Annotated in this window: 26 protein-coding genes; 7 read left to right on the top strand and 19 right to left on the bottom strand. The window is 75.1% G+C overall.

Annotated elements, in window-relative coordinates; genetic code table 11:
• Positions 1 to 13: 13 nt before the first annotated feature.
• From VKZ81_RS06805 to VKZ81_RS06775, 7 genes are all read right to left on the bottom strand, one after another.
• Positions 14 to 1324: an amidohydrolase family protein gene (locus tag VKZ81_RS06805; RefSeq protein ID WP_324240567.1), complete on the bottom strand. Its 1311-nt coding sequence runs from the start codon at positions 1322 to 1324 to the stop codon at positions 14 to 16.
• Entirely contained in the window at positions 1321 to 2193 is an 873-nt protein-coding gene (locus VKZ81_RS06800) for an ABC transporter permease (protein WP_324240566.1), read from the bottom strand. Before VKZ81_RS06800 ends, VKZ81_RS06805 begins: the two co-directional genes overlap by 4 nt.
• Positions 2193 to 3281, bottom strand: a complete 1089-nt coding sequence (locus tag VKZ81_RS06795; RefSeq protein WP_324240565.1) for an ABC transporter permease — start codon at positions 3279 to 3281, stop codon at positions 2193 to 2195. Before VKZ81_RS06795 ends, VKZ81_RS06800 begins: the two co-directional genes overlap by 1 nt.
• Positions 3278 to 4747, bottom strand: a complete 1470-nt coding sequence (locus VKZ81_RS06790) for an ABC transporter ATP-binding protein (RefSeq protein ID WP_324240564.1) — start codon at positions 4745 to 4747, stop codon at positions 3278 to 3280. Before VKZ81_RS06790 ends, VKZ81_RS06795 begins: the two co-directional genes overlap by 4 nt.
• Entirely contained in the window at positions 4744 to 5793 is a 1050-nt protein-coding gene (locus VKZ81_RS06785; RefSeq protein WP_324240563.1) for a BMP family protein, read from the bottom strand. The genes VKZ81_RS06790 and VKZ81_RS06785 overlap by 4 nt, the downstream gene beginning before the upstream one ends.
• 100 nt (positions 5794 to 5893) lie before the next feature.
• Positions 5894 to 6496, bottom strand: coding sequence for a helix-turn-helix domain-containing protein (locus tag VKZ81_RS06780; protein ID WP_324240562.1), 603 nt, complete (start codon positions 6494 to 6496; stop codon positions 5894 to 5896).
• Between the two features lie 58 nt (positions 6497 to 6554).
• Complete coding sequence (locus VKZ81_RS06775; RefSeq protein WP_324240561.1) at positions 6555 to 7145, bottom strand: HAD family hydrolase; 591 nt, start codon at positions 7143 to 7145, stop codon at positions 6555 to 6557.
• A 101-nt stretch (positions 7146 to 7246) separates the two neighbouring features.
• Between VKZ81_RS06775 and VKZ81_RS06770 the strand changes: the two genes are divergently transcribed.
• A complete protein-coding gene (locus tag VKZ81_RS06770) occupies positions 7247 to 8383 on the top strand; it encodes an MFS transporter (protein ID WP_324240560.1) in 1137 nt (378 codons plus the stop codon).
• On the top strand, positions 8380 to 9081 hold the full coding sequence (locus tag VKZ81_RS06765; RefSeq protein WP_324240559.1) for a PIG-L deacetylase family protein: 702 nt from the start codon (positions 8380 to 8382) through the stop codon (positions 9079 to 9081). The genes VKZ81_RS06770 and VKZ81_RS06765 overlap by 4 nt, the downstream gene beginning before the upstream one ends.
• On the opposite strand, the gene VKZ81_RS06760 is transcribed toward VKZ81_RS06765, so the two are convergent.
• The gene (locus VKZ81_RS06760; protein ID WP_324240558.1) at positions 9014 to 11863 is read right to left on the bottom strand and encodes an AfsR/SARP family transcriptional regulator; all 2850 of its coding nucleotides are present in this window, start codon (positions 11861 to 11863) and stop codon (positions 9014 to 9016) included. The two genes, VKZ81_RS06765 and VKZ81_RS06760, sit on opposite strands and share 68 nt — an antisense overlap.
• 149 nt (positions 11864 to 12012) lie before the next feature.
• Here VKZ81_RS06760 and VKZ81_RS06755 point away from each other — a divergent pair, with 149 nt between their 5' ends.
• Positions 12013 to 13059, top strand: a complete 1047-nt coding sequence (locus tag VKZ81_RS06755; protein ID WP_324240557.1) for a class I SAM-dependent methyltransferase — start codon at positions 12013 to 12015, stop codon at positions 13057 to 13059.
• A gap of 118 nt (positions 13060 to 13177) precedes the next feature.
• Complete coding sequence (locus VKZ81_RS06750; protein WP_324240556.1) at positions 13178 to 13609, top strand: WD40 repeat domain-containing protein; 432 nt, start codon at positions 13178 to 13180, stop codon at positions 13607 to 13609.
• A 49-nt stretch (positions 13610 to 13658) separates the two neighbouring features.
• On the opposite strand, the gene VKZ81_RS06745 is transcribed toward VKZ81_RS06750, so the two are convergent.
• From VKZ81_RS06745 to VKZ81_RS06715, 7 genes are all read right to left on the bottom strand, one after another.
• Positions 13659 to 14156, bottom strand: coding sequence for a GNAT family N-acetyltransferase (locus tag VKZ81_RS06745; RefSeq protein ID WP_324240555.1), 498 nt, complete (start codon positions 14154 to 14156; stop codon positions 13659 to 13661).
• On the bottom strand, positions 14149 to 16140 hold the full coding sequence (locus VKZ81_RS06740) for a TIGR03960 family B12-binding radical SAM protein (protein WP_324240554.1): 1992 nt from the start codon (positions 16138 to 16140) through the stop codon (positions 14149 to 14151). The genes VKZ81_RS06745 and VKZ81_RS06740 overlap by 8 nt, the downstream gene beginning before the upstream one ends.
• 57 nt (positions 16141 to 16197) lie before the next feature.
• Positions 16198 to 16974: a TspO-related membrane protein gene (locus tag VKZ81_RS06735; protein ID WP_324240553.1), complete on the bottom strand. Its 777-nt coding sequence runs from the start codon at positions 16972 to 16974 to the stop codon at positions 16198 to 16200.
• A 63-nt stretch (positions 16975 to 17037) separates the two neighbouring features.
• Entirely contained in the window at positions 17038 to 17877 is an 840-nt protein-coding gene (locus VKZ81_RS06730) for an ABC transporter permease (protein WP_324240552.1), read from the bottom strand.
• Positions 17874 to 18704 (bottom strand): ABC transporter permease, encoded by an 831-nt coding sequence (locus tag VKZ81_RS06725; RefSeq protein WP_324240551.1) that lies wholly within the window; start codon positions 18702 to 18704, stop codon positions 17874 to 17876. Before VKZ81_RS06725 ends, VKZ81_RS06730 begins: the two co-directional genes overlap by 4 nt.
• Positions 18701 to 19624 (bottom strand): ABC transporter ATP-binding protein, encoded by a 924-nt coding sequence (locus VKZ81_RS06720; RefSeq protein ID WP_324240550.1) that lies wholly within the window; start codon positions 19622 to 19624, stop codon positions 18701 to 18703. Before VKZ81_RS06720 ends, VKZ81_RS06725 begins: the two co-directional genes overlap by 4 nt.
• Positions 19625 to 19696: 72 nt before the next feature.
• Entirely contained in the window at positions 19697 to 20656 is a 960-nt protein-coding gene (locus VKZ81_RS06715) for a helix-turn-helix domain-containing protein (protein WP_324240549.1), read from the bottom strand.
• A 71-nt stretch (positions 20657 to 20727) separates the two neighbouring features.
• Here VKZ81_RS06715 and VKZ81_RS06710 point away from each other — a divergent pair, with 71 nt between their 5' ends.
• From VKZ81_RS06710 to VKZ81_RS06700, 3 genes are read left to right on the top strand one after another with little or no spacing between them, the layout of a single operon-like run.
• A complete protein-coding gene (locus tag VKZ81_RS06710) occupies positions 20728 to 21939 on the top strand; it encodes an MFS transporter (RefSeq protein ID WP_324240548.1) in 1212 nt (403 codons plus the stop codon).
• A 22-nt stretch (positions 21940 to 21961) separates the two neighbouring features.
• Positions 21962 to 22540, top strand: coding sequence for a TetR/AcrR family transcriptional regulator (locus tag VKZ81_RS06705; RefSeq protein WP_324240547.1), 579 nt, complete (start codon positions 21962 to 21964; stop codon positions 22538 to 22540).
• On the top strand, positions 22537 to 23379 hold the full coding sequence (locus VKZ81_RS06700) for an MBL fold metallo-hydrolase (protein ID WP_324240546.1): 843 nt from the start codon (positions 22537 to 22539) through the stop codon (positions 23377 to 23379). Before VKZ81_RS06705 ends, VKZ81_RS06700 begins: the two co-directional genes overlap by 4 nt.
• Here VKZ81_RS06700 and VKZ81_RS06695 read toward each other — a convergent pair.
• From VKZ81_RS06695 to VKZ81_RS06680, 4 genes are read right to left on the bottom strand one after another with little or no spacing between them, the layout of a single operon-like run.
• A complete protein-coding gene (locus tag VKZ81_RS06695) occupies positions 23372 to 23890 on the bottom strand; it encodes a GNAT family N-acetyltransferase (protein WP_324240545.1) in 519 nt (172 codons plus the stop codon). The genes VKZ81_RS06700 and VKZ81_RS06695 overlap by 8 nt on opposite strands.
• Entirely contained in the window at positions 23887 to 24297 is a 411-nt protein-coding gene (gene ndk, locus VKZ81_RS06690; protein ID WP_324240544.1) for a nucleoside-diphosphate kinase, read from the bottom strand. Before ndk ends, VKZ81_RS06695 begins: the two co-directional genes overlap by 4 nt.
• A gap of 37 nt (positions 24298 to 24334) precedes the next feature.
• Positions 24335 to 24712 (bottom strand): DUF4233 domain-containing protein, encoded by a 378-nt coding sequence (locus VKZ81_RS06685; RefSeq protein ID WP_324240543.1) that lies wholly within the window; start codon positions 24710 to 24712, stop codon positions 24335 to 24337.
• Positions 24709 to 26187: a bifunctional folylpolyglutamate synthase/dihydrofolate synthase gene (locus tag VKZ81_RS06680; protein ID WP_414709335.1), complete on the bottom strand. Its 1479-nt coding sequence runs from the start codon at positions 26185 to 26187 to the stop codon at positions 24709 to 24711. The genes VKZ81_RS06685 and VKZ81_RS06680 overlap by 4 nt, the downstream gene beginning before the upstream one ends.
• Positions 26188 to 26238: the final 51 nt, after the last annotated feature.

Below are 26238 nucleotides of genomic sequence, written 5' to 3'. Positions count from 1 at the left end.
GGTACCTCCTCATTCACAGCTGCAGCCGCCGGCGCACCGCGGCCGCCCGGGCGGCCGCCTCGGCGAGCACGGCGGCCTCGTCGACGCGGGTGAGGCGCCGGTCGCGCATCACCCAGTCGCCGTCGCAGAGCACGGACTCGACGTTCTCGGACTTGCACGCGGTCACCAGCGCGGACACGGGGTCGGCGGCGGTGGCGAGGTTCGGGGTGTACGGGTCGAGCACCACGAGGTCGGCCCGCTTGCCGACCTCCAGGGAGCCGACGAGGTCGCCCATGCCGAGCGCGGTGGCGCCGTCGACGGTCGCCATCCGCAGCACGATCGGGGCGGGGAGCACGGTGGGGTCGCGGCGCACGCCCTTCTGGACGATCGCGGCGAGCCACATCTCGTCGAGCACGCTCATGCGGTTGTTGGACGGCGCACCGTCCGTGCCCAGCGCGACGCGCACGCCCGCGTCGAGCATGTCGGCGACCCGCGGGGTGCCGAGGATCTTGAGGTTGGACGCGGCGTTGTGCGACACCGGGCAGCCGCGCTCGGCGAGCAGCGCGATCTCCTCGTCGTCGACCCAGGTGGAGTGCACGGCGAGGAAGCCGGGGCCGAGGGCGCCCAGGCGATCGAGGTGCCGCACGGTGGTGGCGCCGCGGGTCGCGAGCGCGTGCTCGTTCTCCTCCGGGATCTCGGCGACGTGCATCTGGACGACGGTGCCGAGTGCGCGGGCCCGTTCGAGCGTGGCGGCGATCAGCTCGTCGGAGCAGTTGAAGATCGTGCGCAGCGTGTAGGAGAAGCGCAGCAACCCCTTGCCGTGCCAGCGCTCGGCCAGCTCGTCCTGCGCGGCGAGCACCTCGGCGGTCGTCTCGCGATCACCCTCGGGGCGCCCGTCGCCGCAGTCCATCGCGCTGCGCCCGAGCAGGGCCCGGATCCCGACCGCGGCGATCCCGCGGGCCATCCCGTCGACGTGGCGGCCGCCCGGGTCGGCGAGCAGGGTGCAGCCGTTGCGGATCTGCTCGATCGCGCAGACCAGCGCCGACAGCTCCGAGTCGGACTCGTCGAGGGCCAGCTCGTACGGCCAGATCCGCTCGTGCAGCCAGGTGAGCAGGCCGACGTCGTCGCCGAGGCCGCGGCCGAGCTGCTGGCTCGTGTGGCAGTGGGTGTTGACGAACGCGGGCGTCACGATCCGCCCCGGCGCCGCGACGGTCTCCGTCGCGGGCCCCCCGGTGGGCTTCGGGCCGAGGTGGGTGATCTCCCCGCCGGTGACCTCGACGTACCCGGTGAAGGGGTCGGAGGTCACCGGGACGACCAGCGCGGGTCCGATCCGCAGGTCGGTCATCGGGCCCCTCGGACGAACGGGACCGCGAGCGCGGCGGGCGTGCCGCTGCGTCGGGCCCGCACCATGAGCGCGAGCAGCGTGACCGCGTACGGCAGCGCGAGGAACACCTCGTAGGGGATCTCGGTGGCGGTGCCCTGCAGCCGCAGCTGGGCGGCGTCGCAGAGCCCGAACAGCAGCGCCCCCGCCACGGCGCGGCCCGGCCGCCAGCGGGCGAAGACGACCAGCGCCAGCGCCACCCAGCCGCGCCCGGCCGTGACGTTCTGCACGAACAGCCCCAGCGGGCCGCAGACGAGCATCGCCCCGGCGAGCCCGGCGAGCGAGCTCCCCGCGACGGTCGCCAGCGTGCGCACCACCGGGATGCGGTACCCGAGCGCGTCGACGGCCTCGGGCGCCTCGCCCGCGGCGCTGAGCACGAGCCCGGCCGTGGTGCGGCCCAGCACGAACCAGACCCCGGCCAGCACGACGAGCACGATCACGACGAGCGGCACCATCGACAGGCTCGGGATCCGCGGCGGCGCCTGCCCGATCGTGTACGACAGCTCGAACAGGTACGTGGTGGCGGAGATCGCGAACAGGGTGAACGCGAGCCCGGTGACGATCTGGTCGGCCCGCACCAGGACCACGAGCAGCGCCAGCACGCCACCGCACGCGGCGCCCGCGAGCACCCCGGCGCCGAGCCCGAGCCAGGGCGTGCCGCCGGAGAGGGTGGCGAGGTAGCCGGCGAGCGCCCCGAACAGCATGGTGCCCTCGAGCCCGAGGTTGAGCACGCCCGCGCGCTCGGCGACCAGCTCGCCGAGGGCCGCGACGGCCACGGGGATCGCGAGCCGGATGGCCGCCGCGAGGGTCGCGAGCGTCAGCAACGTGTCCATCAGCGCCTCCGCCTGCTCAGCGCGTCGCCGGCGACGAAGAAGACGACGATCAGCGCCTGGATCACCCCGACCGTGGTGGACGGGATGATGAACGCCCGCTCGGCCTCGTCGAAGCCCACGGTGAGCCCGGCGAGGAGAAGCGCCGCGACCAGCACGCCGAGCGGGCGCAGCCGCCCGAGCAGGGCCACGATGATCGCGGTGAAGCCGTAGCCGGTGGCGAACGCGTCGGTCATCCGCTCGGTGACGCCCGCGACCTCGACGAACCCGGCGAGCCCCGCGAGCGCCCCGGCCAGGGCGAGCACCGCGAGCCGGGTGCGCGCGGGCCGGGCCTCGTTGACCGCGAGGACCTCGGGGTTGGCGCCGAGCACGTCGACCCGGAAGCCGAAGCGGGTGCGCCGCAGCACCGCGGCCAGCGCGGGCACCGCGAGCAGGGCGAAGAAGAAGCCGAGGTGGATGCCGGTGCCCGGGATGTCGGGCAGCGCCGCCTCGCCCACCGGCCTGCTCTGCGGGGTGAACGCGTCGGGGTCGCGGATGCCCACCCGCACCGCCCACGCCAGCCCGGCCGCCGCCACGTAGTTGAGCAGCAGGCTCGTGATCACCACGCTCGCGCCGAAGCGGGCGAGCATCCACGCGGTGATCCCGGCCCACGCGGCGCCGGTCAGCACGGCCACGGCGAGCCCCGAGACCAGCAGCACGATCCCGGGCAGCGGCGGACCGATGGTCACCCACGCCGTGCCCGCGAGCGCGCCCGCGATGTACTGGCCCTCGGCGCCGATCGTGAACAACCGCGCCCGGTAGGCCACGGCGATGCCGAGGCCGAGCAGCACCAGCGGGGTGGCGATGACCGCGGTGTCGATCAGGCCGCGGGTGCGCCCGAAGACGCCGTGGACCACCTCGCCGTAGGCCGACAGCGGCGCCACGCCCTCGATGCCCATGAGCACGCCGCCGACGACCAGCGCGGCGAGCACGGCGCCGATCGGGACGGCCGCCTCGGCGAGCCTCCCGTCGGGGCGTCGCAGCACCCGGCCGAGCACGCCGTCGGGCGCCGGGACGGTCCGGGGGTCGGCGGGTTGGCGGGTGAGGGTCACGACGCGTGCCCCCCGGCCATGGCGAGCCCGACGGCGCCGCGGTCGTAGGGCGGGGTGAACGGTTCGGTGGCGCGCCCGCCCGCGAGCACCACGAGCCGGTCGGCCACGGCGAACAGCTCGTCGAGCTCGGCGCCGAACCAGACGACCGCGGCGCCGTCGGCCGCCGCGGCGAGGATGCGTTCGCTGATCATGCGTGCGGCCTCCGGGTCGAGCCCGCGGGTCGGCTGCGCCGCGACGACGAGCCGCGGCCCCACCGCGAGCTCGCGGGCGAGCACCAGCTTCTGGGCGTTGCCGCCGGACAGGCTGGACGCGGGCGCCGACGGCCCGCTGCCGCGCACGTCCCACTCCGCGAGGACGGGAGCGGCCCGCTCCTCGCGGCGCGCCTGCGGCGGGCGGCGCCGCTCGCCCCGGCCCAGCTCCAGGTTGTCGGCGAGGGTGAGCGGCCCGGCGAGTGCACGGCGGTAGCGGTCGGCCGGGACGTAGGCGATGCGCTCGGCGATCCGCTCCCGCGGCGCCCCCACGGGCACCGGCCGCCCGTCCACGGTGACCCGGCCCGCGTCGGGTGCGGCGATCCCGGCGAGCAGCTCCTCCAGCTCGGACTGGCCGTTGCCGTCGACGCCGGCGACGCCGAGCACCTCGCCGGCGCGGACCTGCAGGTCGAGCGGCTGGAGGCGGCCGCGGGAGGCGCCCTCCACCCGGAGGCGGACCTCCCCGTCCCGGACCCTCCGGGACGCGGCCGGCTCGACGGGCGCCGAGCCGACCATGAGCGTCGCGAGGCTCGCCCGGTCGTGGGCCGACACCGGCTCGCCCGCGCACACGACCGAGCCGCGGCGCAGCACGGTGACCCGGTCGCAGCCGGCGAACACCTCGGACAGCCGGTGGGTGATGATCACGATCGCGCGGCCGTCCTCGGCCAGCGAGCGGCACACGGCGAGCAGCCGCTCGGCCTCGGCGTCGACGAGCACGGCCGTCGGCTCGTCGAGGATCAGCAGGCGGGCGTCGGCGTCGAGCGCGCGCAGGATCTCCAGGCGCTGCTCCTCCCCGACCGACAGCCGCTCGACGGGCACGTCCGCGCGGACCGGCAGCCCGTAGCGCTCGGCGAGCTCCTCCACCCGCCGCCGCGCCTGCCGGGCGCCGGGGCGCAGCCGGCCGGTCGGGCGGGCCAGCGCGAGGTTCTCCCCCGCGGTCATCGTGGGTACCAGCGTGAAGTGCTGCTGGACCATCGCCACCCCGCGCTCGCGCATCGCGCGGGGGCTGAACTCCTCGACCGGCTGCCCGGCGACCTCGACCGTGCCCTCGTCGGGACGGTCGAGGCCGGCGAGGATCCGCATGAGCGTGGTCTTGCCCGCCCCGTTCTCACCGAGCAGGGCGTGCACCTCGCCCGCCCGCAGCTCCAGGTCGACGCCGTCGAGCGCGGGGGTGGCGCCGAAGCTGCGCCGGACGCCGTGCAGGGCGGCTGCGATCACTGCGTGTTCATCGCGACGGTGAACGCGCCGCTGCGGATCTCTTCGAGCTTCTGCTCGTAGAGCGCCATCACCTCGGCCGGGATCCGGTCCCGCCACACCGGGTTGATGACGACGTCCATGCCGTCCTTGGTCATGCCGACCTCGTAGTAGCGCGTGGGGTTGGTCCGCCCGGCCACGACGTCGGCCACCATCTCCTCGAAGACCTTGTCGAGGTTCCAGGTGAACGACGCGAGCACCTGCTCGGAGAGCCCGGACATGTCGCCCGTGTAGCCGACCGCGACCGCGCCGCGCTCGGTGGCGGCCTCGATCTGGCCGAAGGTGGGGCCCTGGCCGCAGCCGACGAACATCGTGGCGCCCTGGTCGGCCTGCGCGAGGGCGGCCTCCTTGGCCATCTGCACGTCGGACCAGTCCCCGACGGCCACGAACGAGCCGGTGGTCTCCGGGCGCACGAGCTTGGCCCCCTCGAGGTAGGCGTTGTACATCGCGCGGCACACCGGGATGTCGAACCCGCCCGCGCCCGCGACGCCGCCGCCCTCGGTGACGCCCGCGGCGAGGATGCCCTCCAGGTAGGTGGCCTCCCAGAAGGGCTGCGAGTAGTCGGCGACGTTGTCCTGCACGTCCCCGAAACCGCCGGCGTAGGCGAAGATCGTGTTCGGGAACTCCGGCGCCACCTGCTTGACGTCGTCGCCGTAGTTGAACGAGTGGGCGATGATCGGGTTGTAGCCCTGCTCGGCGAAGCTGCGCAGCGCGCGCACCCCGTCGGCGCCGGGGTCGACGTTCTCCTGCACCGCGAAGTCGGCGATCACGCCGGCGTCCTTGAGCTTCTGCGCGCCGGTGAGCGCCGCCTCGCCCCACGACCCGTCCCGGAACTGCGGGTAGTAGACGATCGCGAGCCGGGGCTTGTCCGAGGCCGTGGCGGCGCCGTCCGCGGGCGCGGTGTCGCGGCGGCCGGCGTCGCCACAGCCGGCGAGCACGAGCGCAACGGCTGCGGCGGCACCGGCGACCAGGGTGCGCCAGCGCCGCCGCGGGTGGGAGGAGGAGGGCATCTGCGGGTCCTTCTCGTTCGGGGGACGCCCGAACGTTAGGTCGATGCCGTCACCTCCGTGTGTCGCTCTGTTTCCGCCATGTTGCGATTCTTCAGAGAAATCACGAGCGCTGACCGCCCGGCACCCGGGCGGTGACCAGGAGCAGGCTCGCGCCGACGTCGGGCCCCACCCGCCAGCGGTGCGGGATGCGCCCCTCGTGCCACATCGAGTCCCCGGCCTGCAGCTGTTCGACGCGACCGCTGCCGAACTCGACCCGAAGCACACCGCCGAGCACGTGCAGGAAGTCCTCGCCGTCGTGGTCGAACCAGTCGCCCGCGGGCTGGCCCGGCTCGATCGTGGCCCGGCGTGCCTCCATCAGCCGGCCAGGGGCGCCCGCGAGCAGCACCGACTGCGCGACGCCCGGCGTCTCGTCCATCCCGGTTCCCACGCCCTCACCGGCGCGGACCACCACGACCCCCTCGTCGAGGCTCGGCGGGAGCAGGTCGGTCGCGCCCACGCCGAGCGCGGCGGCCAGCCGGTAGAGGGTGGCCACGCTCGGCGACGACCGGCCGTTCTCGATGTTGGACAGGAACGGCTGCGACAGCGAGGCCCGCTGCGCCAGCTCGCGCGTGGACATGCCGCTGCGCAGGCGCGCCCGGCGCACCGATGACCCGATGGCGGCGATCACCGACGCTTCGCCCGCCTCGCGCTGCGCGTCCGTCACCGCGCCATCCTCGCCCATACGCGATAGCTGACAACAGTCACCCGGGCGACACGGCCCGCTACCCGCCGAGGATCTCCAACGCTGCCTGCGGCCCCGGCCACACGTGGGCGTCCCAGCCGTGGGCCCGGGCCGCCTCGACGTTCTCGGGCTTGTCGTCGAAGAACACGACCTCGCCGGGCTCGGTGCCGTAGACGGTGTCGGCGTGCGCGTAGATCGCCGGGTCCGGCTTGGCGAGCGCGACGTCGGCCGAGAACACCAGGTGCGGGATGTCCGCGGCCCACCGGGCCGCCCGCACCGCGGCCGCGAGCGGGCCGGGAGCGTTGGAGAGCACGCCGAGCCGCTCCCCGCGGCCCCGCAGGTGGGCGAGCAGGTCGGCGCTCGCGGGCGGCAGCGTCGACCACTTGACCGAGTCCAGCTCGGTGAGCGTCGCCACCAGCTCGGGCTCCGGGTCGCGTCCGAGCGCGGCCAGCACGCCCGTCCAGTACTCCTCCGCGTCGGCGCCGAGGTCGTAGGCGAGGCGGCCGGACCAGTACGCGGGCGAGAGCTCGTCGACGGTGACGCCGATCTCGGCGGCCAGGCGGGGCAGCACGCCGGTGGACGAGACGAGGACCTCTCCGAGGTCGAACACGACGGTTCGGGAACGCAACACGCTGGCCACGCTAGCGCCCGGTGAGCGGTGTCAGCGCGGTGCCAGCGCGCTGCGAGCGCGCCCCCGCACGGTCGATCCCGAACCACGGGACGGAGGTCGAGATGCCAGGCACCGTGATGACCCCGGGAGCGCGCACCACCACCGGGCCGCTGGGCCTCGGCGCGTTCGCGATCGGCACCGAGCTGTTCGTCGTCGCCGGGGTGCTCCCCGGCCTCGCCGCCGACCTCGGCGTCCCGGTCGGATCGGCGGGCCTCGCGGTCACGGTGTTCGCGCTCGCCTACGCCGTCGGCGCCCCCGTCCTCGGCGCCCTGCTCTACGCGCGGCCGCTGCGGCAGGTCCTCATCGGTTCGCTCTCGCTGGTCGCGCTGTTCAACCTCGGTTCGGCGCTGGCGCCCACGCTCGCGGCGCTGCTGGTGGCCCGGGCGGGCAGCGCGCTCGCCGCGGCGGCCTACGCGCCGGCGGCCGGAGCCGCGGCGATCGCCTGCGCCCCGGAGGACGGGCGCGGCCGCGCGCTCGGCGCGGTGCTCACCGGCTCGGCGCTCGCGACGGTGTGCGGCGCCCCGCTCGGCGTGCTGCTGGCCGGGCTGCTGTCGTGGCGCGCGGCGTTCGCGCTGGTCGCACTGCTCGCGGTGGCCACCGCGGCCGGCCTGGCGCGCGGCGGGCTCGGCGCCGACCCGCCCCCGCGGTCGACGCTCGCCGAACGGCTGCGGCCGCTGCGCTCGCCCGCGGTGGCCGGGACGCTCGCCGTGACGTTCCTGGCGATGGCCGCGTCGAACAGCAGCTTCACCTACCTCGCGCTGCTCGTGGACGGCCCGCTGGGGCCCTCCATCGCGCTGTTCGGGATCGCGGGCCTCGCGGGCACCCGGTGGGGCGCGGCCGCGGTCGACCGCCTCGGCAGCCGGCGCGTCGCCGCCGCGGCGCTGGTCGTGCTGGGGGCAGGCCTGGCGGCGCTCCCGCACCTCGACGGGCCGGCAGCGCTCCCGGTGGTGGTCGCGTGGGGCGCCGCGGCGTGGGGGCTCGTGGCCGCGCAGCAGCACCGGGTGGCCGGGTTGGGCCCGGCGCCGCTGCTGCTCGCCCTGAACAGCTCGGCGGTCCACCTCGGGTTCGCGGCCGGCGCCGTGCTCGGCGGCGTCGTCGTCGACCGGGCGGGCGCGGGCGCGCTGGGGCTGATCCCGCTCGCCTGCTGTGGCGCCGGGCTGGTCCTGCACGGGATGCTCACGAAGGAGGTTCGGTCATGATCACCGATCTCGGCACGGTGCTCGGGGTGTGGGCGCACCCCGACGACGAGGCCTACCTGTCCGGCGGGCTCATGGCGCTGGCGACCGACGCAGGCTCGCGGGTGGTGTGCGCGACGGCCACCCGCGGCGAGCTCGGCACGCCCGACCCGGACGGGTGGCCGCCGCAGCGGCTGGCCGCGGAGCGCACGGTGGAGCTGGCGCGCTGCCTGGAGATCCTCGGCGTCACCGAGCACCACTGGCTCGGCTACCGCGACGGCGGGTGCGAGCAGGCCGAGGTGGCGGGCGCGGTCGCGAAGCTCTGCGAGCTGATCGACCGCGTCCGACCGGACACCGTCGTCACGTTCGGCCCGGACGGCATCACCGGCCACCCGGACCACCGGACGGTCTCCGCGTGGACCACCAAGGCGTTCGAGCGCGCGGCGCCGCGGGGTGCCCGCCTGCTGTACGCCGCGCTCTCCGAGCCGCACGTGCGGAAGTGGCGCGGCCTGGGCGAGGAGCTCAGCATCTACGAGCCGGGCTACCCGGTCGCCGCGCCCGCCGAGCGGCTGGCGCTCGACCTGCGGCTGGACCCGGGAACGGCGGCCCGCAAGGTCCGCGCGCTGGCGGCCCAGGTGACGCAGACGAGCGGGCTCATCGCTGCGCTCGGGGTGCAGCGCTACACGGCGTGGGTGGGGGCTGAGTCCTTCGTCGCGCCGTGAGCTGCCGCTCGACGGCCCGCAGCGCGACGTCGAGCACCTCACCGCGCCCCAGCACCGGCGTCCCGGGGACGACCGGGGGCGGCGGCACGGCGACGGGCGCGTCCGGTGCCGCCGCGGCCGCGGCGACGAGCAGCGCGGCCGGTTCGTCGTCGCCGAGCGTGCGCAGGAGCCCGGCCAGGTCGCGCAGGGTGGCCCACAGGTGGGTCCAGTTGCCCGTGTGCGCGAAGTAGTCGATCACCTCGCGGTAGCCGCGCAGCGCGTCGCCGAGGCGACCGCCGGCGGCCCGCACGGTGAGCAAGCCGACGGTCGCGACCCCGACGAGGAAGGTCGCGCCGCTGCGGTGGGCGAGGTCGATGGCGCGCTCGTAGTGCCGCTCCGCCGGCTCGGCGTCGCCGGCCCGGCTCTCGATCTCCCCTGCCACGTAGTCGAGGAAGGCCCGCATCGACAACGAGCGGGCCGGCGGCCGTCCCCGCGCGACCAGCGCCCGCGCCTCGTCGAGGTCGCCTGCGTAGGCGGTCGCGAGTGCGGCCCCGCCGAACGCCTCACTCGGGCGCGGCTCGAGGGGTGCGGCGGCCAGGCAGTGCTGCACCGTCTCCGCGTACTCCCCGCGGGCCAGCGCCACCCAGGCCAGCGGCAGCCGGCAGTACAACGAGGCGCGGTCGTCGGTGGCCCGCTCCAGCCCGGTGCGGGCGAGCCGCTCGGCCCGCGGCAGGTCGCCACCCTGGTAGGCGGCCTCGGCGGCCGCCCCGAGGACGGCGGGCCCCAGCGGGTGGGTCGCGACCGCCGGATCCTCGGCCAGCTCCTCGGCCCACCCGCGGACCTCCACCAGGTCCCGGTAGAGCGCGTCGAACAGCGCGACCACGATCGCGGCCGCGGCGTCGAACGCCCCGCCGGTGCGGGTGAGCCGCCACGCGGCGCGCAGGTTCCCCAGCTCGCGGCGCAGGACGGCGTCGGCCTCGGGCTCGCGCTCGGTGCACAGCTCCGCCTGGATCCACTCGGCCAGCCCGACCGCCCAGGCGACGAACCGCTCCCCCGCCGCATCGGCCTCCCCGGCCGCGGCGAGCCGGTCGAGGCCGTAGGCCCGAAGCGTCTCCAGCATCCGGTACCGGGTGGCGCCGCCGAAGTCAGCGTTGATCATGGAGGCGTCGACGAGGTGGGCGAGAGCGGTGCCCGGGTCGGTGTCCCGCTCGGCGGCGATCCGCTCGGCGGCGTCGATGTCGACCCCGTCGGCGAACACCGACAGCTGCCGGAACAGCCACCGCTCGTCGTCGGGCAGGAGCTGGTAGGACCACTCGACGGTCGCGCGCAGGGTCCGGTGCCGCGCGTCGCCGCTCGGCCGGCCGCCGCCGAGCAGGTCGAGGCTGCGGTCGAGCCGCCGGTGCAGGTCGGCGAGGGAGAAGGTGGACAGCCTGCCCGCGGCGAGCTCGATCGCGAGCGGCATCCCGTCGAGGCGCCGCACGATGTCGGCGACGACCCGCAGCTCGGCCCGCGTCGAGACGGCGTCGGGGCGGACGCGCGCCGCGCGGTCGAGGAAGACCGCGACCGACGGCACGCGCCGCAGGTCCGCGTCGGGGCCGGGGAGCGGTAGCGGATCGAGCCGGAAGGTGTGCTCGGCGGCCAGCCCGAGCCGCTCCCGGCTCGTGGCGAGGACGGCGAGCCCGGGGCAGCCGGCCAGCACGGCCTCGACGGCGTCGCGGACCGCGTCGAGCAGGTGCTCACAGTTGTCGATCACGAGCAGCCCGCTGCGGTCGGCGAGCACGGCGAGGCAGGCGGACAGGACGTCGCCCCGCACGACGTGCAGGCCGAGGGCCCCGGCCAACGCGTGCGGGATCGCGGCCGGCTCCGTCACGGGCGCGAGCAGCAGCCGGACGGTGCCCTCCCGGCGCGCGGCGACCTCGAGCGCGACCCTGGTCTTCCCGACGCCGCCGGGCCCGACGACGGTGACGAGGCGTTCGCGCGCGAGCAGGTCGTCCAGCTCGGCCACCTCGTCGTCGCGGCCGATCAGCCGGGTCGCGGGGCGCACCGGCTGCTCGGGCGTGGCCGGCGGCGGCCCGGCCGCCCCCGCGGCGACCTCGCGCTCCAGCTCGCCCAGGGCGGGCGTCGGGTCCAGCCCGGTCTCGTCGGCCAGCCGGGTGCGGAACTCGCGCGCGGTGCGCAGCGCCTCCGCCGTGCGCCCCGCGCCCGCGAGCGCGCGCACGAGCAGCAGCGCGGCGGGCTCCCGCAGCGGGTCGGCGGCCAGCGCCTCGGTGGCGAGCCCGACGACGTCGCCCGCCCGGCCCGCGGAGACGCCCGCGGCGACCAGCGCGTCGGTCACGTCGCGGTGCAGCCGCGCGCAGCCCTCGACGGCGGTGGCGATCGGCGCGACCTCGGTGAGGTCGGCGAGCACCGGGCCCCGCCACAGCGAGTGCGCGTCGCGAAGCAGCTCGAACGCCTCGGGCCCCGACGTGGCGCGCGCCCGGGCGAGCAGCTCCCGGGCCTGGGTGAGGTCCAGCTCCTCGGCGGTGAGGTCGAGCCGGTAGCCGTCGTGGCGGGTCTGCAGCCGGTCCACCGTCGGGCCGAGGTGGGCCCGAAGGCGGGAGACGTGGGTGTGCAGGGCCTGGCGCCCCGACTCCGGCACCTCGGACGGCCACAGCGCGTCCAGCAGGTGCTCCACGGTGACGACCCGGCCCTCGGCGAGCGCGAGCAGCGCGAGCACGGCGCGCCGCTTCGGCCCGGGCACGTCGACCGGGGTCCCGTCGACGACCAGCCGCAGCGGGCCGAGCACCTCCAGCCTGAGGCTCACCCGGCAAGCATGCCCGCCTCACCAGCGCAGATGAAGACGGCGGGAAGAAGACAGCGCCGTGAAGAAGACAGCGCCGTGAAAGCGCGTGTGCCCGCCGCGACAGCGCGGCCGTCGAACCTTCCTCCCACCTGGAGCAGGAAGGAAGCGACATGGACCAGGAGAAGGTGACCGAGTTCATGGGTCGGGTCGTCACCGACTTCGCCGCGACCGGCGCCGCCGGCCTCGTCGTCGTCGGCCACCGGCTCGGCCTCTACCGCGCGCTCGCGCAGGGCCCGGCGACCCCCGAGGAGTTCGCCGAGCGCACCGGCTGCCACGTGCGGTACCTCACCGAGTGGCTGCGCGGCCAGGCCGCGGGCGGCTACGTCAGCTACGACCCCGCCAGCGGCGAGTTCTCGCTGACCGCGGAGCAGGCGTTCTGCCTCGCCGACCCCAACGGGCCCAACGTGTCAGCGGCGTTCCTCACCGCGCTGGGGTACCTGCGGGCGGAGCCGCAGATCACCGAGGCCTTCCGCACCGGGGCCGGCGTGGCGTGGCACGACCACCACGAGGACGTGCACGTCGGGGTCGACGCCTTCTACCGGCCCGGCTACGTGGCGTCGCTCGTCCCGGAGTGGATCCCCGCGCTGGACGGGGTCGGGGCGAAGCTCACCGCGGGCGGCCGGGTCGCCGACGTCGGGTGCGGGCTCGGCTCGTCGTCGGTGCTGATCGCGCAGGCGTACCCGAACACGACGGTCGTCGGCTACGACTACCACGCCGAGTCGATCGACCTGGCCCGCAAGAAGGCCGCCGAGGCCGGGGTGGGCGACCGGGTCCGCTTCGAGGTCGCCACCGCCCAGACGTTCACCGGCGGCGGCTTCGACCTCGTGGCGATGTTCGACGCCCTGCACGACATGGGCGACCCGCTCGGCGCCGCGAAGCGGATCCGGGAGGCGCTCGCGCCCGACGGCACGTGGCTGATCGTCGAGCCGTACGCGTCGGACGTCGTCGAGGAGAACTTCAACCCCGTGGGGCGGCTGTACTACAACGGCTCCACGTTCCTCTGCGTGCCGAACGCGCTCTCGCAGGAGGGCGGCTACGCGCTGGGCGCGCAGGCCGGTGAGGCCGCGCTCCGCCAGGTGATCACCGACGCCGGGTTCACCCGGTTCCGGCGGGTCCTCGCCACCCCGTTCAACATCGTCTACGAGGCCCGGCCGTGACCGGCTGAGCCCTGGGACGAGGTAGCGGCCGGCCCGCGGGCGTCATGCCCCGGGCCGGCCGTTGCCGATCCCGGCGCGTCACGACGGCGTTCTGGGCATCTCGGCGGATGGAAGTCAGGTGTACGTGAAGCCGTCACCCGGGCCGGTGCTGCGCTTGGACGTCACGACCCGCACCACGGTCCCCGTACCGTCGACGGAGTCGGTCTCGGACGTGTTCTCGTCCGGCGGGCGCACGTACTACGTGGGAGACCAGGTCGGCGAGCTCACCCGTGGAGGCTCGGCGCTGGGTACGCCGCTCTACGACCGCTCCGCGGAAGCTGCGTGCTTCAGCCCGGACGGCCGCTGGTTGTACATCGCCCGCTATGACGGACTGATCACGGTCGACACCGCAACCGGGCAGGTCGTGTCCGAAACCCCGTTGCGGACACCGTTGGCATCCCCGGCGCACGCAGAGCAGGTCGGCGGGGTGGCTGTGACACCGGACGGCCGACGTCTCGTGCTGACCGGCATGGTGTCGGATTCCACAGCGATCTTCGACCTGGGGCCTTGAGATCAACCGGCTCGGCCCGCCCGTCGGCGCGACGCCACCGGCCGGCCGCTCACGGTTCGAGGACCAGGAAGCCGTCCCCGGCCGGCTCGAAGCCGGCGCGGCGGTAGAACGGCGCGCTGCCCGGGGTCGGGGCCAGCAGCAGGCTCCGGTAGCGGCGGGCCCGCGCGTGCTCCACCACCGCGTCGAGCAGCGCGGCGGGCACCCCGCGGTCGGCGAAGGAGGCGAGCACGAACGCGTTGCCCACGTGCCCGATCCGCCCACCGCGCGCGCCGGGACGCGGCATGTGCACGATCTCCAGCACGTTGATCGAGCCGACCGCGGTGTAGCCGCTGCGCGGCGAACCGACCTCGGCGATCCAGAACGTGCGGCGCGGCAGCTCCACCCGCCACCACTGCGCGAACGACGCCTCGAACCCCGGGTCCTCCACCGGGTACCCGAGGCGCTCCTCCAGCCAGGCCCGGCGCAGTGCGGCGAGCGCGCCGAGGTCGCGCTCGTCGGCGACCCGGATGCTGACCTGCTGCCCGAACTCGGCGCCGGTCTCAGCCACCTGCGCCCGCGTTCCCCCCGGGCACGTTCGCCGGCTCGCGCCGCGGCCCCCCGCTCAGCGGGTTCACCACGGTCAGGGGCAGCAGCGTGGTGCCGCTCGGGCCGACCTCGATGTCGGTACCCGTCGCGGGGCACACCCCGCAGTCGAAGCACGGCGTCCACCGGCAGTCGTCCTGCTCCCGCCCCGAGAGCGCGTCCTGCCAGTCGTCCCAGAGCCAGTCGCGGTCCAGCCCGGAGTCGATGTGGTCCCAGGGCAGCACCTCGTCGCGGTCGCGCTCCCGCGTGGTGAACCAGTCCAGCGAGACGCCGAGCGGCTCCAGCTCGGCCGCGCACGCGTCGACCCAGCGCTGGAAGGAGAAGTGCTCGCTCCAGCCGTCGAACCGGCCGCCCTCGCGCCACACCCGCTCGATCACGCGCCCGACGCGGCGGTCGCCGCGGGCGAGCAGCCCCTCGATCAGCGACGGCTCGCCGTCGTGGTAGCGCATGCCGACGTTGCGGCCGAGCTTGCGGTTGCTGTTGACCTTCTCCCGCAGCTTGCGCAACCGGGAGTCGATGACCTCGGGCGAGGCCTGCGCCGCCCACTGGAACGGGGTGTGCGGCTTGGGCACGAACCCGCCGATGGAGATCGTGCAGCGCACGTCGTTGCGGCCGGACGCCTCCCGCCCCGCCCGGATCACGTTGTGGGCCATGTCGGCGATCTGCAGGACGTCCTCGTCCTCCTCGGTGGGCAGGCCGCACATGAAGTAGAGCTTGACCTGCCGCCAGCCCTGCGCGAACGCCTCGGAGACGGTGCGGATGAGGTCCTCCTCCGACACCATCTTGTTGATCACGCGCCGGATCCGCTCCGACCCGCCCTCGGGGGCGAACGTGAGCCCGGAGCGGCGGCCGTTGCGCGACAGCTCGTTGGCGAGGTCGATGTTGAACGCGTCGACGCGGGTGCTCGGCAGCGAGAGCGACGTGTTGGTGCCCTCGTAGCGGTCGGCGAGGCCCTTGGTGATCTCCGCGATCTCCGAGTGGTCGGCGCTCGACAGCGACAGCAGCCCGACCTCGTCGAACCCGCTCGCGCGGACGGACTGGTCGACCATCTCGCCGATGCCGCGCAGCGACCGCTCGCGCACCGGTCGGGTGATCATCCCGGCCTGGCAGAAGCGGCAGCCGCGGGTGCAGCCGCGGAAGATCTCGACGCTGGCGCGCTCGTGCACCGTCTCGGCCAGCGGGACCAGCGGCCGCTTCGGGTACGGCCAGGAGTCGAGGTCGGTGGTGGTGCGCTTGGTGACGGTGCGGGGCACGCGCGGGTCGACCGGCGTGACGGCGGCGATCGCGCCGTCGGCGCCGTAGCTCACCTCGTACAGCGACGGCACGTAGCAGCCCTCGACGCCGGCCAGCCGCAGCAGCAGCTCGCGGCGCCCGCCCGGGCGGCCCTCGGCCTTCCACGCCTTGACGACGTCGGTGATCTCGCCGACGACCTCCTCGCCGTCGCCGATCGCCGCGGCGTCGATGAAGTCGGCGACGGGCTCGGGGTTGAACGCGGCGTGGCCGCCCCCGACCACGATCGGGTGGTCGATCCCCCGGTCGACGGCGTGCAGCGGGATGCCGGCGAGGTCGAGCGCGGTGAGCAGGTTCGTGTAGCCGAGCTCGGTGGCGAAGCTGACCCCGATCAGGTCGAACGCCCCCAGCGGGCGGTGGGCGTCGACCGTGAACGCGGGCACCCCGTGCTCGCGCATCAGGGCCTCGAGGTCCGGCCAGACCGCGTAGCAACGCTCCGCGAGCGCGTCGGGGCGCTCGTTGAGCAGCTCGTAGAGGATCATGACGCCCTGGTTCGGCAGGCCGACCTCGTAGGCGTCCGGGTACATGAGCGCCCACCGGACCGCGGCCGACTCCCAGTCCTTCACCTGCGCGTTCAGCTCGCCGCCGACGTACTGCACCGGCTTCGAGACGCGCGGGAGCAGCGGCTCGAGGTCCGGGAAAATCGACGGTGCCGTCATGTTTGTCCAGGGTAGCCCCGTACGCGGCGGGGCCTCCCCTCGGCCGGGCCGGGCCCCTCAGCCCCAGGCCGCGCGCACGCGGTAACCGGCGGTGCCGATGCGGCGCGCGATGGCGGCGAGCACGACCACGACCGCGAACGCGCACGCGATCACCACGGCCGACGGCCGGTCGTTCAGCGCGATGCCCACGAGCGCCCACATGACGGCGAGCGCGAACGGGACCACCGCATTGCCGGAGAGGATCGCCCAGGCCACGATCCCGGTGACGGCGAGCAGCACCACCACGGCGGCGATCGTGGCGAGCGCGCCGGTGCCCGGCAGCCCGATCCACACGCCGGTGGCCGCCGTACCCAGCGGCGTGGCCATGCTGACCCAGCCCGCGTAGACCGCGACCGTGCCGCGGGCGACGACGCGTTCGAGGACGCTCTCGGCGGGGGTGTGGCAGTAGCGGCCGAAGACGAGGGCGACGCACACCAGCAGCCCGATGATCATCAGCTCCGCGAGCGGCAGCCAGCCGGCCCCGAACGACAGCACCCAGCCGGCGTTGAACACCGCCGAGGCCGCGAGCCACCACCCGGTGCTGCGGTGCACCTGCCGGGCCCGCTGCGCGGGCAGGGCCTGGAAGACCGCGTAGCCGAGGAACCCGGCGTAGATCAACGTCCAGATCGCGAACGCCCACCCGGCCGCGAGCAGCGGCGTGGTGTAGTCGCGCGCGATCGTCCCGATCGCATCACCGGCCGTCGCCGCGACCACGACCTGCGCGATCGCGAGCACCGCCACCACGACGTTGCGGATGAGATCGGTCCGGGTGGGGCCCGGCGACAGGACCGTCATGCCCCCATTGTTCCTCGGATCAGCCGGACAAAACCGCCGATCCGCCCGACGGTGTCACGACCGCTACCGCAGCAGCAGCGCGTCCAGCCTGCGCGCCGCGACCACCACCCCGACGGCGATCATCACGGCGAAGTAGGCGAGGTGCCCCAGCAGCCCGACGTGGACGACGCCCGTGGTGAGCCCGCGCATCAGCTCGACCGCGTGGTAGAGCGGCAGGCACTCCACCACGATCTGCAGCCACCGCGGGTAGACCGACAGCGGGTAGAACGTGGTGGAGAACAGGAACATCGGCAGCACGGCGAGCGTGACCAGGTCGAAGTCCTGCCACGAGCGCATGAACGACGTGGCGGCCATGCCGACGGCGGCGAACGCGAACGCCACGAGCAGCGCCGCCGGCAGCGCGAGCAGCGCCCACGGCGAGACCAGCAGGCCGAACATCCCCATCACGGCGAGGAAGCCGAGCGCGTAGAGGCCACCGCGGATCAGCGCCCAGCCGATCTCGCCGAGCGCGATGTCGACCGGGCCGAGCGGGGTGGCGAGCATCGCCTCGTAGATGCGGCCGTACTTGAGCTTGAAGAACACGTTGAACGTGGAGTCGAACACCGCGCCGTTCATGGCCGACGCGGCGAGCAGGCCGGGGGCGATGAACGCGGCGTAGCTCAACGGCGTGCCGTCCGGGCCGGGCAGCGCGCCCACCATGGAGCCGAGGCCCTGCCCCATCGCGAGCAGGTAGAACACCGGCTCGGCGAAGCCCGACACGAACGCGAGCCACGCTCGGCGCGACACGGTGACCGCGCGCAGGAGCAACGCCCGCGACCGGCCCGCATAGCTGCCGGCGGGCAGCAGCAGCCGCACCAGCGCCGTCGACGTCGGCGGGGCGGGGGGCTCGTCGACGGCGGTCACGGCTGGAGCCTCCGGGTGTAGAGCCGGGCCGCCAGCACCGCGCCGAGCACGAGCAGCGCGAGCAGGTAGGCGGCGTGCCCGAGCGCGGCCCACGGCTGCCAGCGGTCGAGCGCGGCGGCACGGGCGATCTCGGTGCCGTGCCACAGCGGCGACACCCACGCGAGCGGCTGCACCCAGCCCGGGAGCCGGTCGATCGGGAAGAACGTGCCGGAGAACAACGTCATCGGGATGACGACGAACCGGAACAGCACGCTGAACGCGGCCCCCTCGCTCTCCAGCGTGGCCGAGTAGGCGGTGACCGGCGCGGCCACCGCGACCCCGGTGAGCACCGCAGCGGCGAGCGACACGACGATCCCCGCGCTCGCGACCCCGCCGAACACCGCGATCACCCCGACGTAGACGGCGCCGCAGCCGGCGATCTTGAGCGCCACCCACGCGAGGTGGCCCAGCGCGACCTGCGCCGGTGACACCGGGCCCGCCGTCATCCCGTGGTAGTGGCGCTGCCACTTGAACCCGGACAGGACGGGGTAGGTCGACTCGAACACCCCGGTCTGCGCGGCCGACACGGCGAGCAGCGCGGGCGCGAGCCACACCAGGTAGCTGGGTCCGCCGGTGGCCGCCGCGACGCCTTCGCCGCCCTCCACGAGCGAGCCGAACCCCACGCCGAACGCCAGCAGGAACAGAAGCGGCTGCAGGATCGACGACACGGCCGTGGCCCGCCAGTTGCGCCGGTACCAGACCCACGCGTGCTCGACCACGAGCAGCACGCCGCGCACCGGGCCGGGGTCCCGGCCGGTGGAGCGGGCGCGCACCTCGGTGGCGGTCATTCGACCAGGCTCCTGCCGGTGAGCCGGAGGAAGACGTCCTCCAGCGTCGAGCGCCGCACGAGCGCCGACAGCGGGCGGTGGCCCGCGCTCGCGACGGCGGCCTGCGCGTGTTCGCCGTCGGCGGTGTAGAGCAGCAGCCGGTCCGGGAGGGCCTCGACGCGGTCGGCGTGCGGCGCGAGCGCCTCCGCGGGCGGTGCGGCCCCGGTCGGGAACCGCAGCTCCAGCACCTCCCGCGTGGAGTAGCGCTCGATCAGCTCGGCCGGGGAGCCCTCGGCCACGATCAGCCCGCCGTCCATGACGACGAGCCGGTCGCACAGCTGCTCGGCCTCGTCCATGTAGTGGGTGGTGATGATCTGCGTGACGCCCTCGCGCTTGAGCCGGTAGAGCCGCTCCCACAACAGGTGGCGCGCCTGCGGGTCGAGCCCGGTGGTCGGCTCGTCGAGCAGCAGCAGCTCGGGGTCGTTGACGAGCGCCCGCGCGATGGTGAGCCGTCGCTTCATCCCGCCCGACAGCGGCTCGACCTCGTCGTCGGCCCGGTCGGCCAGCTGGACGAACTCCAACAGCTCGGTGGCCTTGGCGCGGACGTGGGCGCGGGAGAGCCCGAAGTAGCGCCCGTAGACCTCGAGGTTCTGCCGGACCGTGAGCTCCTGGTCGAGGTTGTCCAGCTGCGGCACCACCCCGATGCGCGCCCGGATCCGCGGCCCGTCGGTGGCCGGGTCCATGCCCAGCACCTGCAGCTCGCCGCCCGAGCGCGGGGAGACGCAGGCGATCATCCGCATGGTGGAGGATTTGCCGGCGCCGTTCGGCCCCAGGAACCCGAACACCTCCCCGCGGGCGACGTCGACGTCGATGCCCCGCACGGCCTCGAACGCTCCGAACCGCTTGCGCAACCCCCGTGCCTGAACCAGTCCGTCCCCCACGACCTGCACGCTAGCCGGATTCCCCGACAGGGTGCGGTGCCATTTCGCCGGGGCAGCGGGCCGGCCCGGCCGCTACGCCGCGCTCGGCGGTCGCCCGTGGAACGAGCGGCGGTAGGCGTCCGGCGGGACCCCGACCGTGCGGTGGAAGTGCCTGCGCAGCGTGGCCGCCGTGCCGAGGCCGGTGCGCGCGGCGACCTGCTCGACACCGAGGTCGGTGGTCTCGAGCAGCTCCTGCGCGCGGCGCACCCGTTGGGCGAGCAGCCACTGCAGCGGCGTGGTCCCGGTGGTCGCCCGGAACCGCCTGGTCAGCGTGCGCTCGCTCATCCGGGCCGCGCGGGCGAGGTCGGTGACCGTCAGCGGCTCGTCGAGTCGTTCCAGCGCCCAGCCCAGCACTCCCCCGAGCCCGCCCTCGACATGGGACGGGACCGGCGCCTTGATGAACTGCGCCTGCCCTCCGTCCCGGTGCGGCGGGACCACCAGGCGGCGGGCGAGCGCGTTGGCCACGGCGCTGCCGTGGTCGCTGCGGACGAGGTGCAGGCACAGGTCGAGGCCCGCGGCCTTGCCGGCGGAGGTGAGCACGTCTCCGTGGTCGATGTAGAGCACCTCCGGGTCGACCCGCACCCGGGGGTGGCGGCGCGCCAGCTCCGCGGCGTGCATCCAGTGGGTGGTGGCGCGCCTGCCGTCCAGCAGCCCGGCGGCGGCCAGGACGAAGGCCCCCGTGCAGATCGACGCGATCCGCGCCCCCGCCGCGTGGGCCGCCCGCACCGCGTCGACCAGGTCCGCAGGCGGCTCGTGCCGCTCGACGTCGTGGCTCCAGGGCACGATCACGGTGTCGGCGCCGACGAGCCGGTCGAGCCCGTGCGGCGTGCTGACCTGGAACGCCCCACCCAGCCGGGCCCCGGCCGGGGCGCAGACGACGAGGTCGTACCAGGGATCGGCGAGGGCGGAGCGGTCGATCCCGAAGACGTCGAACGCGACCGCGACCTCCAGCAGGGACTGTCCCCCGGCCACGGCGAGCGCCACGGTGTGCATGTCCGGAACTGTACGCATGTTGGCGTTCCGGCCACTCGTCGTCCGACTCGCCGCCGCGCAGCATCCCCGGCGTGGACGAAACGGGTGTGCTGCAGCGGCGGCGCGACACGGCGTGGCGGGGAGCGGGCGTGGCGGTGGCCGCGGTGGGTTGGGGGGCGCAGCAGTTCGCCCCGCTCCTGCTGGTGTACCGGGCCGAACTGGGGGTGGGCGCGGCGACCGTCCAGGCCGTGTTCGCGGTGTACGTCGTCGGGTTGGTCCCCGGGCTGTTGTTCGGCGGCCCGGTGTCGGACCGCTGGGGGCGGCGCCCGGTGGCCCTGGCGGCGCTGGCCGCATCCGGCGCCGCCTCCGCCCTCCTGCTCGCGGGTGGCCACGGCGTCGGATGGCTGTTCGCCGGTCGGCTCGTGGCCGGCTTCGCGAGCGGCGCCGGCTTCAGCGCGGGCGCGGCCTGGGTGCGGGAGCTCAGCGCGGGCTCGGTCGGCGGCACCGAACGCGGGCCGCGGCGGGCGACGGTCGCGATGACCGCGGGGTTCGGGCTCGGCCCCCTCGCGGCGGGCGTGCTGGCCCAGTGGGCGCCCGCGCCCACCGTCCTGCCCTACCTTCCGCACCTTGCCCTGACCCTCGCCGCCCTCCCCCTGGTGCTGCGCACCCCGGAGACCAGCGCGGGCGGCACGGGCGGGCTGCGCATCGCGGGCGTGACCTCGCGGCGGTTCCGCACCGTGGTGGTGCCGCTGGCGCCGTGGGTGTTCGGCGTGGTCGCGGTGGGGATCGCGTACCTCCCCGGGCTCGTCGCCCACCGCCTCGGCGGCTTCGTGCTGCTGTTCTGCACGTTCGTCACGCTGATCGCCGCCGCCGCCGGGATCAGCGTCGTGCCGCTCGCGCGCCGGGTCGCCCGCGGCGGGACCGGGCAGCTGCTCGCGGTGGCGATGGGCCTGGCGATCGCTGGCCTGCTCGTGGCGGCCGCCGCGGCGGCGACGACCGACCCGCTCCTCGTCGTCGCGTCGGTCGTGGTGCTCGGCGCGGCGTACGGCTGCTGCCAGGTGTGCGGCCTCGCCGAGGTGCAGCGCATGGCCCGCCCCGGGCAGCTGGCCGGGCTCACCGCGGCCTACCAGGCGATCTCCTACATCGGGTTCGCGGCCGCCCTGCCGTTGGCCGCGGTGGACCACGCCGTCGCGCCCCCGGTGCTGCTGCTCGGCCTCGCCGCACTCGCCGCCCTCACGCTCGCCGGGACGAGCCGGGCGGTCCGGACGAGCACGGTCCCGGAACCCACCCTCGACAGTAAGTAGACCAGTCTCTATAGTTCGGGGCGTGCCGAGGAGAACCGACACGCGGGACCGGGCCATCCGGACCGCCGCCCACCTGTTCCGGGCGCAGGGCTACCACGCCACCGGCCTCAACCAGGTGCTCGCCGAGGGCGGCCTGCCGAAGGGCTCGTTGTACTTCCACTTCCCGGGCGGGAAGGAGCAGCTCGCGGTCGAGTCGCTGCAGCGGGCGGGCGAGGAGCTGTGCGCAGCGATCGCCGAGGCGATGCGATCCGGGGCCGACCCCGCAGAAGCGCTGGAGAAGGTGCTCGCCCTGCTCGGCGACCACCTCGTCGCCACCGACTTCCGGGAGGGCTGCCCGGTGGCGACGGTCGCGCTCGACGCCGCGGCGCAGAGCGAGGCGATCCGGGCGGCGTGCGCGGGCGTCTACGACTCGTGGGAGGCGCTCGTCGCCGACCGGCTGCGCGCGGCGGGCGTGGACGACGCCGACGGCCTCGCCACCGTGCTGGTCGCCGCCGTCGAGGGGGCCCTGTTGCTCGCCCGCACCCGCCGGGACGTCGCTCCCCTGCACACCGTCGGCGCGCACCTGCGCGCCCTGCTCACACCCGAACGGAGACCGGCATGAGGGTCCACCACCTCAACTGCGGCACGATGCGGCCCTTCGGCGGCCGCCTGGTGAGCGGCAGCGGCCCGCTCCTCGCGACCGCCGAGATGATCTGCCACTGCCTGCTCGTCGAGGCCGACCACGGGCTCGTCCTCGTCGACACCGGCTACGGCGTCGACGACGTCCGCGACCCGGACGCCTCGCTCACCCGCGGGTTCCGGCGGCTGGCCCGGCCGGTGCTCGACGAGTCCGAGACCGCGCTGCGGCAGATCGAGGCGCTGGGCTTCTCGGCCGACGACGTCCGCGACGTCGTGCTCACCCACCTCGACCTCGACCACGGCGGCGGGCTGCGCGACTTCCCGCACGCCCGGGTCCACGTGCTGCGCAGCGAGCTGGAGGCGGCGCGCTCGGCCCGCACGTCCAGGGAGCGCACCCGCTACCCGCGGGCCCAGTGGTCGCACGGGCCGCGGTGGGTGACCCACGACCCGCAGGGCGAGGAGTGGTTCGGCTTCGCCGCCGTCGGTGCGCTGCCCGGGGTGGACGCCGACATCCGGCTCGTGCCGCTCGCCGGCCACACGGTCGGCCACACCGGCGTCGCCGTGCGCGACGGGGACGGCTGGCTGCTGCACGCGGGCGACGCGTACTTCCACCGCCGTGAGATGCGCGCCGACGCCCCCGCCTGCCCGCCGGGCCTGCGCTGGATGCAGCGGCGGATGGAGACCGCGCGCGGGCTGCGGCTGGCCAACCAGGAGCGGCTGCGCGAGCTGGTGCGCGACAACGCCGACCGCATCACGATCTTCTGCGCGCACGATGCGAGCGAGCTGCGCGCGCTGCAGCGCCCCTTCGAGGTGGTCAGCTGAGCTTCAGCTGGAACCAGTGCTCGTCGCGCAGGTCGCCCGGGCCGATGCGCAGCGCGTCCGGGAACCGGCCGACCTGCCTCCAGCCGAGCTTTTCGTAGAAGTCGGGCAGCGTGGTACCACCCCGCGCGGACAGCAGCAGCTGCTCGAGCCCGAGCGCCGTCGCGTGCGCCACCGCGGCGTCGAGCAGGGCCTTGCCCCACCCGCGGCCCTGCAGGTCCGGGTGCACCATCAGGCGCACCACGTCGGCGCGGTGCCGGACGGTGGCCTTCTCGCCCCGCCGGAGGAAGACGGTGCCGACGAGATCATCGCCGCGGGTGAGGGCGAACATCTGCGCGCGCCCCGCCCGGACGTCCGCGACCGCCTGCTCGGCGGCCTCCCGGATGTCCGCCTCCGGCGCGTCGGGGGCGAAGCCGACGGCGCCCCCGGCGCGGGTCACGGCGGTCCACAGCGCGCCGAGGGACGCCGCGGTGGCCGGGCCGGCCTCGGTGACGAGGTCCGGCCCCGCGATCACAGGTTGGGGAACCAGAGCTTGATCTCGCGGGCGGCGCTCTCCGGCGAGTCGGAGCCGTGCACGAGGTTGAACTGCGTCTCCAGGCCGAAGTCGCCGCGGATCGTGCCGGGCGTGGCCTTCTCGACCGGGTCGGTGCCGCCGGCGAGCTGGCGGAACGCGGCGATCGCCCGCGGGCCCTCGACGACGGCCGCGAGCACCTTGCCGGAGGTGATGAACTCGAGCAGGTCGTTGAAGAACGGCTTGCCGTCGTGCTCGGCGTAGTGCTGCTCGGCCAGCTCCCGCGGGACGGTGCGCAGCTCGAGGGCGACGATGTCGAGCCCCTTGCGCTCGATGCGGGAGATGACCTCCCCGATCAGGCGGCGCTGCACGCCGTCGGGCTTGACGAGGACCAGGGTGCGTTCAGTCACGCGGTCGAGGGTATCGGCGGCGCTCCGCCCGCCCGCGTCAGGGATCGCGCACCCGCTGGCTCGGCAGCTCACCGCGCGCCATCTTGCCGAGCAGGTCGCGGCGCATCAGCAGGATCCCGCCCCACACCAGCGCGAACACCACGCCCATCACGCCCAGCGCCGGCACGAGCAGCCCGCAGAGGATCATCACGGCCTGCAGGGCGAGCGCGAGCCAGAGCCCCCACGGCCTGCGCTGCAGGCCCGCCGCCACGAGCATGGCGACGGCGAGCCCGGTGATCACCGAGACGCCGAACGCGGTAGCGCCCTCGCCGAACTTCGACAGCACCAGCAGGGAGAGCGCCACGACGATCGCCTCGAGCGTGAGCGTGGCGGCGTACACGCCCCGCAGACCCCTGAGCGGGTCGGGGGCGGTCACGCCGGTTCCTTGCCGAAGAGAGCGCGCGCCTCACCCGCGGTGACCACGGACCCGGTGATGACGACGCCCACCCCGGACTCGCCGCCCTCCTCGGCCAGCTCACCCGCCTGCTCGACGGCGGTCTTCAGCACCGGCTCGACGCTCACGCGGTCCGCGCCGAACACCTCGGCGGCGAGCGCGCCCAGCTCGTCGGGGTCCATCGCCCGCGGCGAGGAGTTGGCGGTGACCACCACCTCCTGCAGCACCGGCTCCAGCTCGGTGAGGATGCCGCGGACGTCCTTCTCCCGCATCACCCCGAGCACGCCGACCAGCCGGTCGAAGCGGAACTCCGTGGTGAGCGCGGCGGCGAGCGCCCGTGCCCCGTGCGGGTTGTGCGCGGCGTCGGCGAGCACCGTCGGCACGCCCTGCCCGGCGGCGAGCCGCTCCAGGCGGCCCGGCGTGGTGACGCCCGCGAACGCCGCCCGCACGACGTCGGCGTCGAGCGGCTGCTGCGGGCCCGCGCCGACCAGCGCCTCGGCGGCCGCCAGCGCGAGCGCCGCGTTGTTCGCCTGGTGCTCGCCGTGCAGCGGGAGGAACACCTCGTCGTAGGTGCCGCCCAGGCCGCGCAGCGCGAGCATCTGGCCGCCGACGGCCACCTCCCGCTCCTGCACGCCGAACTCGACGTCCTGGCGCGCCACCTGCGCGTCGACCTCGGCGCAGCGTTCCAGCAGCACGTCGGCCACGGCCTTGTCCTGCGCGGCGAGCACGGCGACGGAGCCGGGCTTGATGATGCCCGCCTTCTCGCGGGCGATGCCGAGGACGTCGGTGCCGAGGTACTCGGCGTGGTCGAGGCCGATCGGCGTGATCACCGCGACCGCGGCGTCGGCGACGTTGGTGGCGTCCCAGCGCCCGCCGAGGCCGACCTCGAGGATCGCCGCCTCCACCGGCGCGTCGGCGAACGCCGAGAACGCCATCGCCGTGAGCACCTCGAACTTGGAGAGCGCGACCCCCTCCTTGAGGTCGATCAGCTCCACGAAGGGCTTCACGTCCCGGTAGACCTGCACGTACCGCTCGGGCGTGATCGGCCGGTTGTCGATGTTGATCCGCTCGGTGGCCCGCTGGAGGTGCGGGCTCGTGTAGCGACCGGTGCGCAGCCCCACCTCGCTGAGCAGTGCGTCGACCATGCGCGCGGTGGAGGTCTTGCCGTTGGTGCCGGTCAGGTGGACGACGGGGTAGCCGCGGTGCGGGTCGCCCAGCACGTCCACGAGCGCCGAGATCCGCTCGAGCGAGGGCTCCATGACCGTCTCCGGCCACCGCCGGTCGAGCTCCTGCTCGGTGGCGAGGAAGTCCTCGTAGCGGATCGACGCCGAGACCGGGGGCACCGCGTCCGGGGTGTCCTCGCCGCGGATGGTGCCGAGGACGTGCGACAGCACCGCGTCCTCCGGCGATGCGATCTCGCCCTCGCCCTCGGGCCGCGCGTCGCGCTCGTCGCTCACGCGGTCGAGTCTACGAGCCGGAACGCGGCGAAACCCGCGGCGGGCGTCGCG

It is taken from the genome of Pseudonocardia sp. (assembly GCF_035305885.1).
In the GTDB taxonomy this organism is placed as follows: Bacteria; Actinomycetota; Actinomycetes; order Mycobacteriales; family Pseudonocardiaceae; genus Pseudonocardia.
Note: the sequence above shows the minus strand (reverse complement) of the source record. Positions and strands in the feature narration are given on the sequence as shown.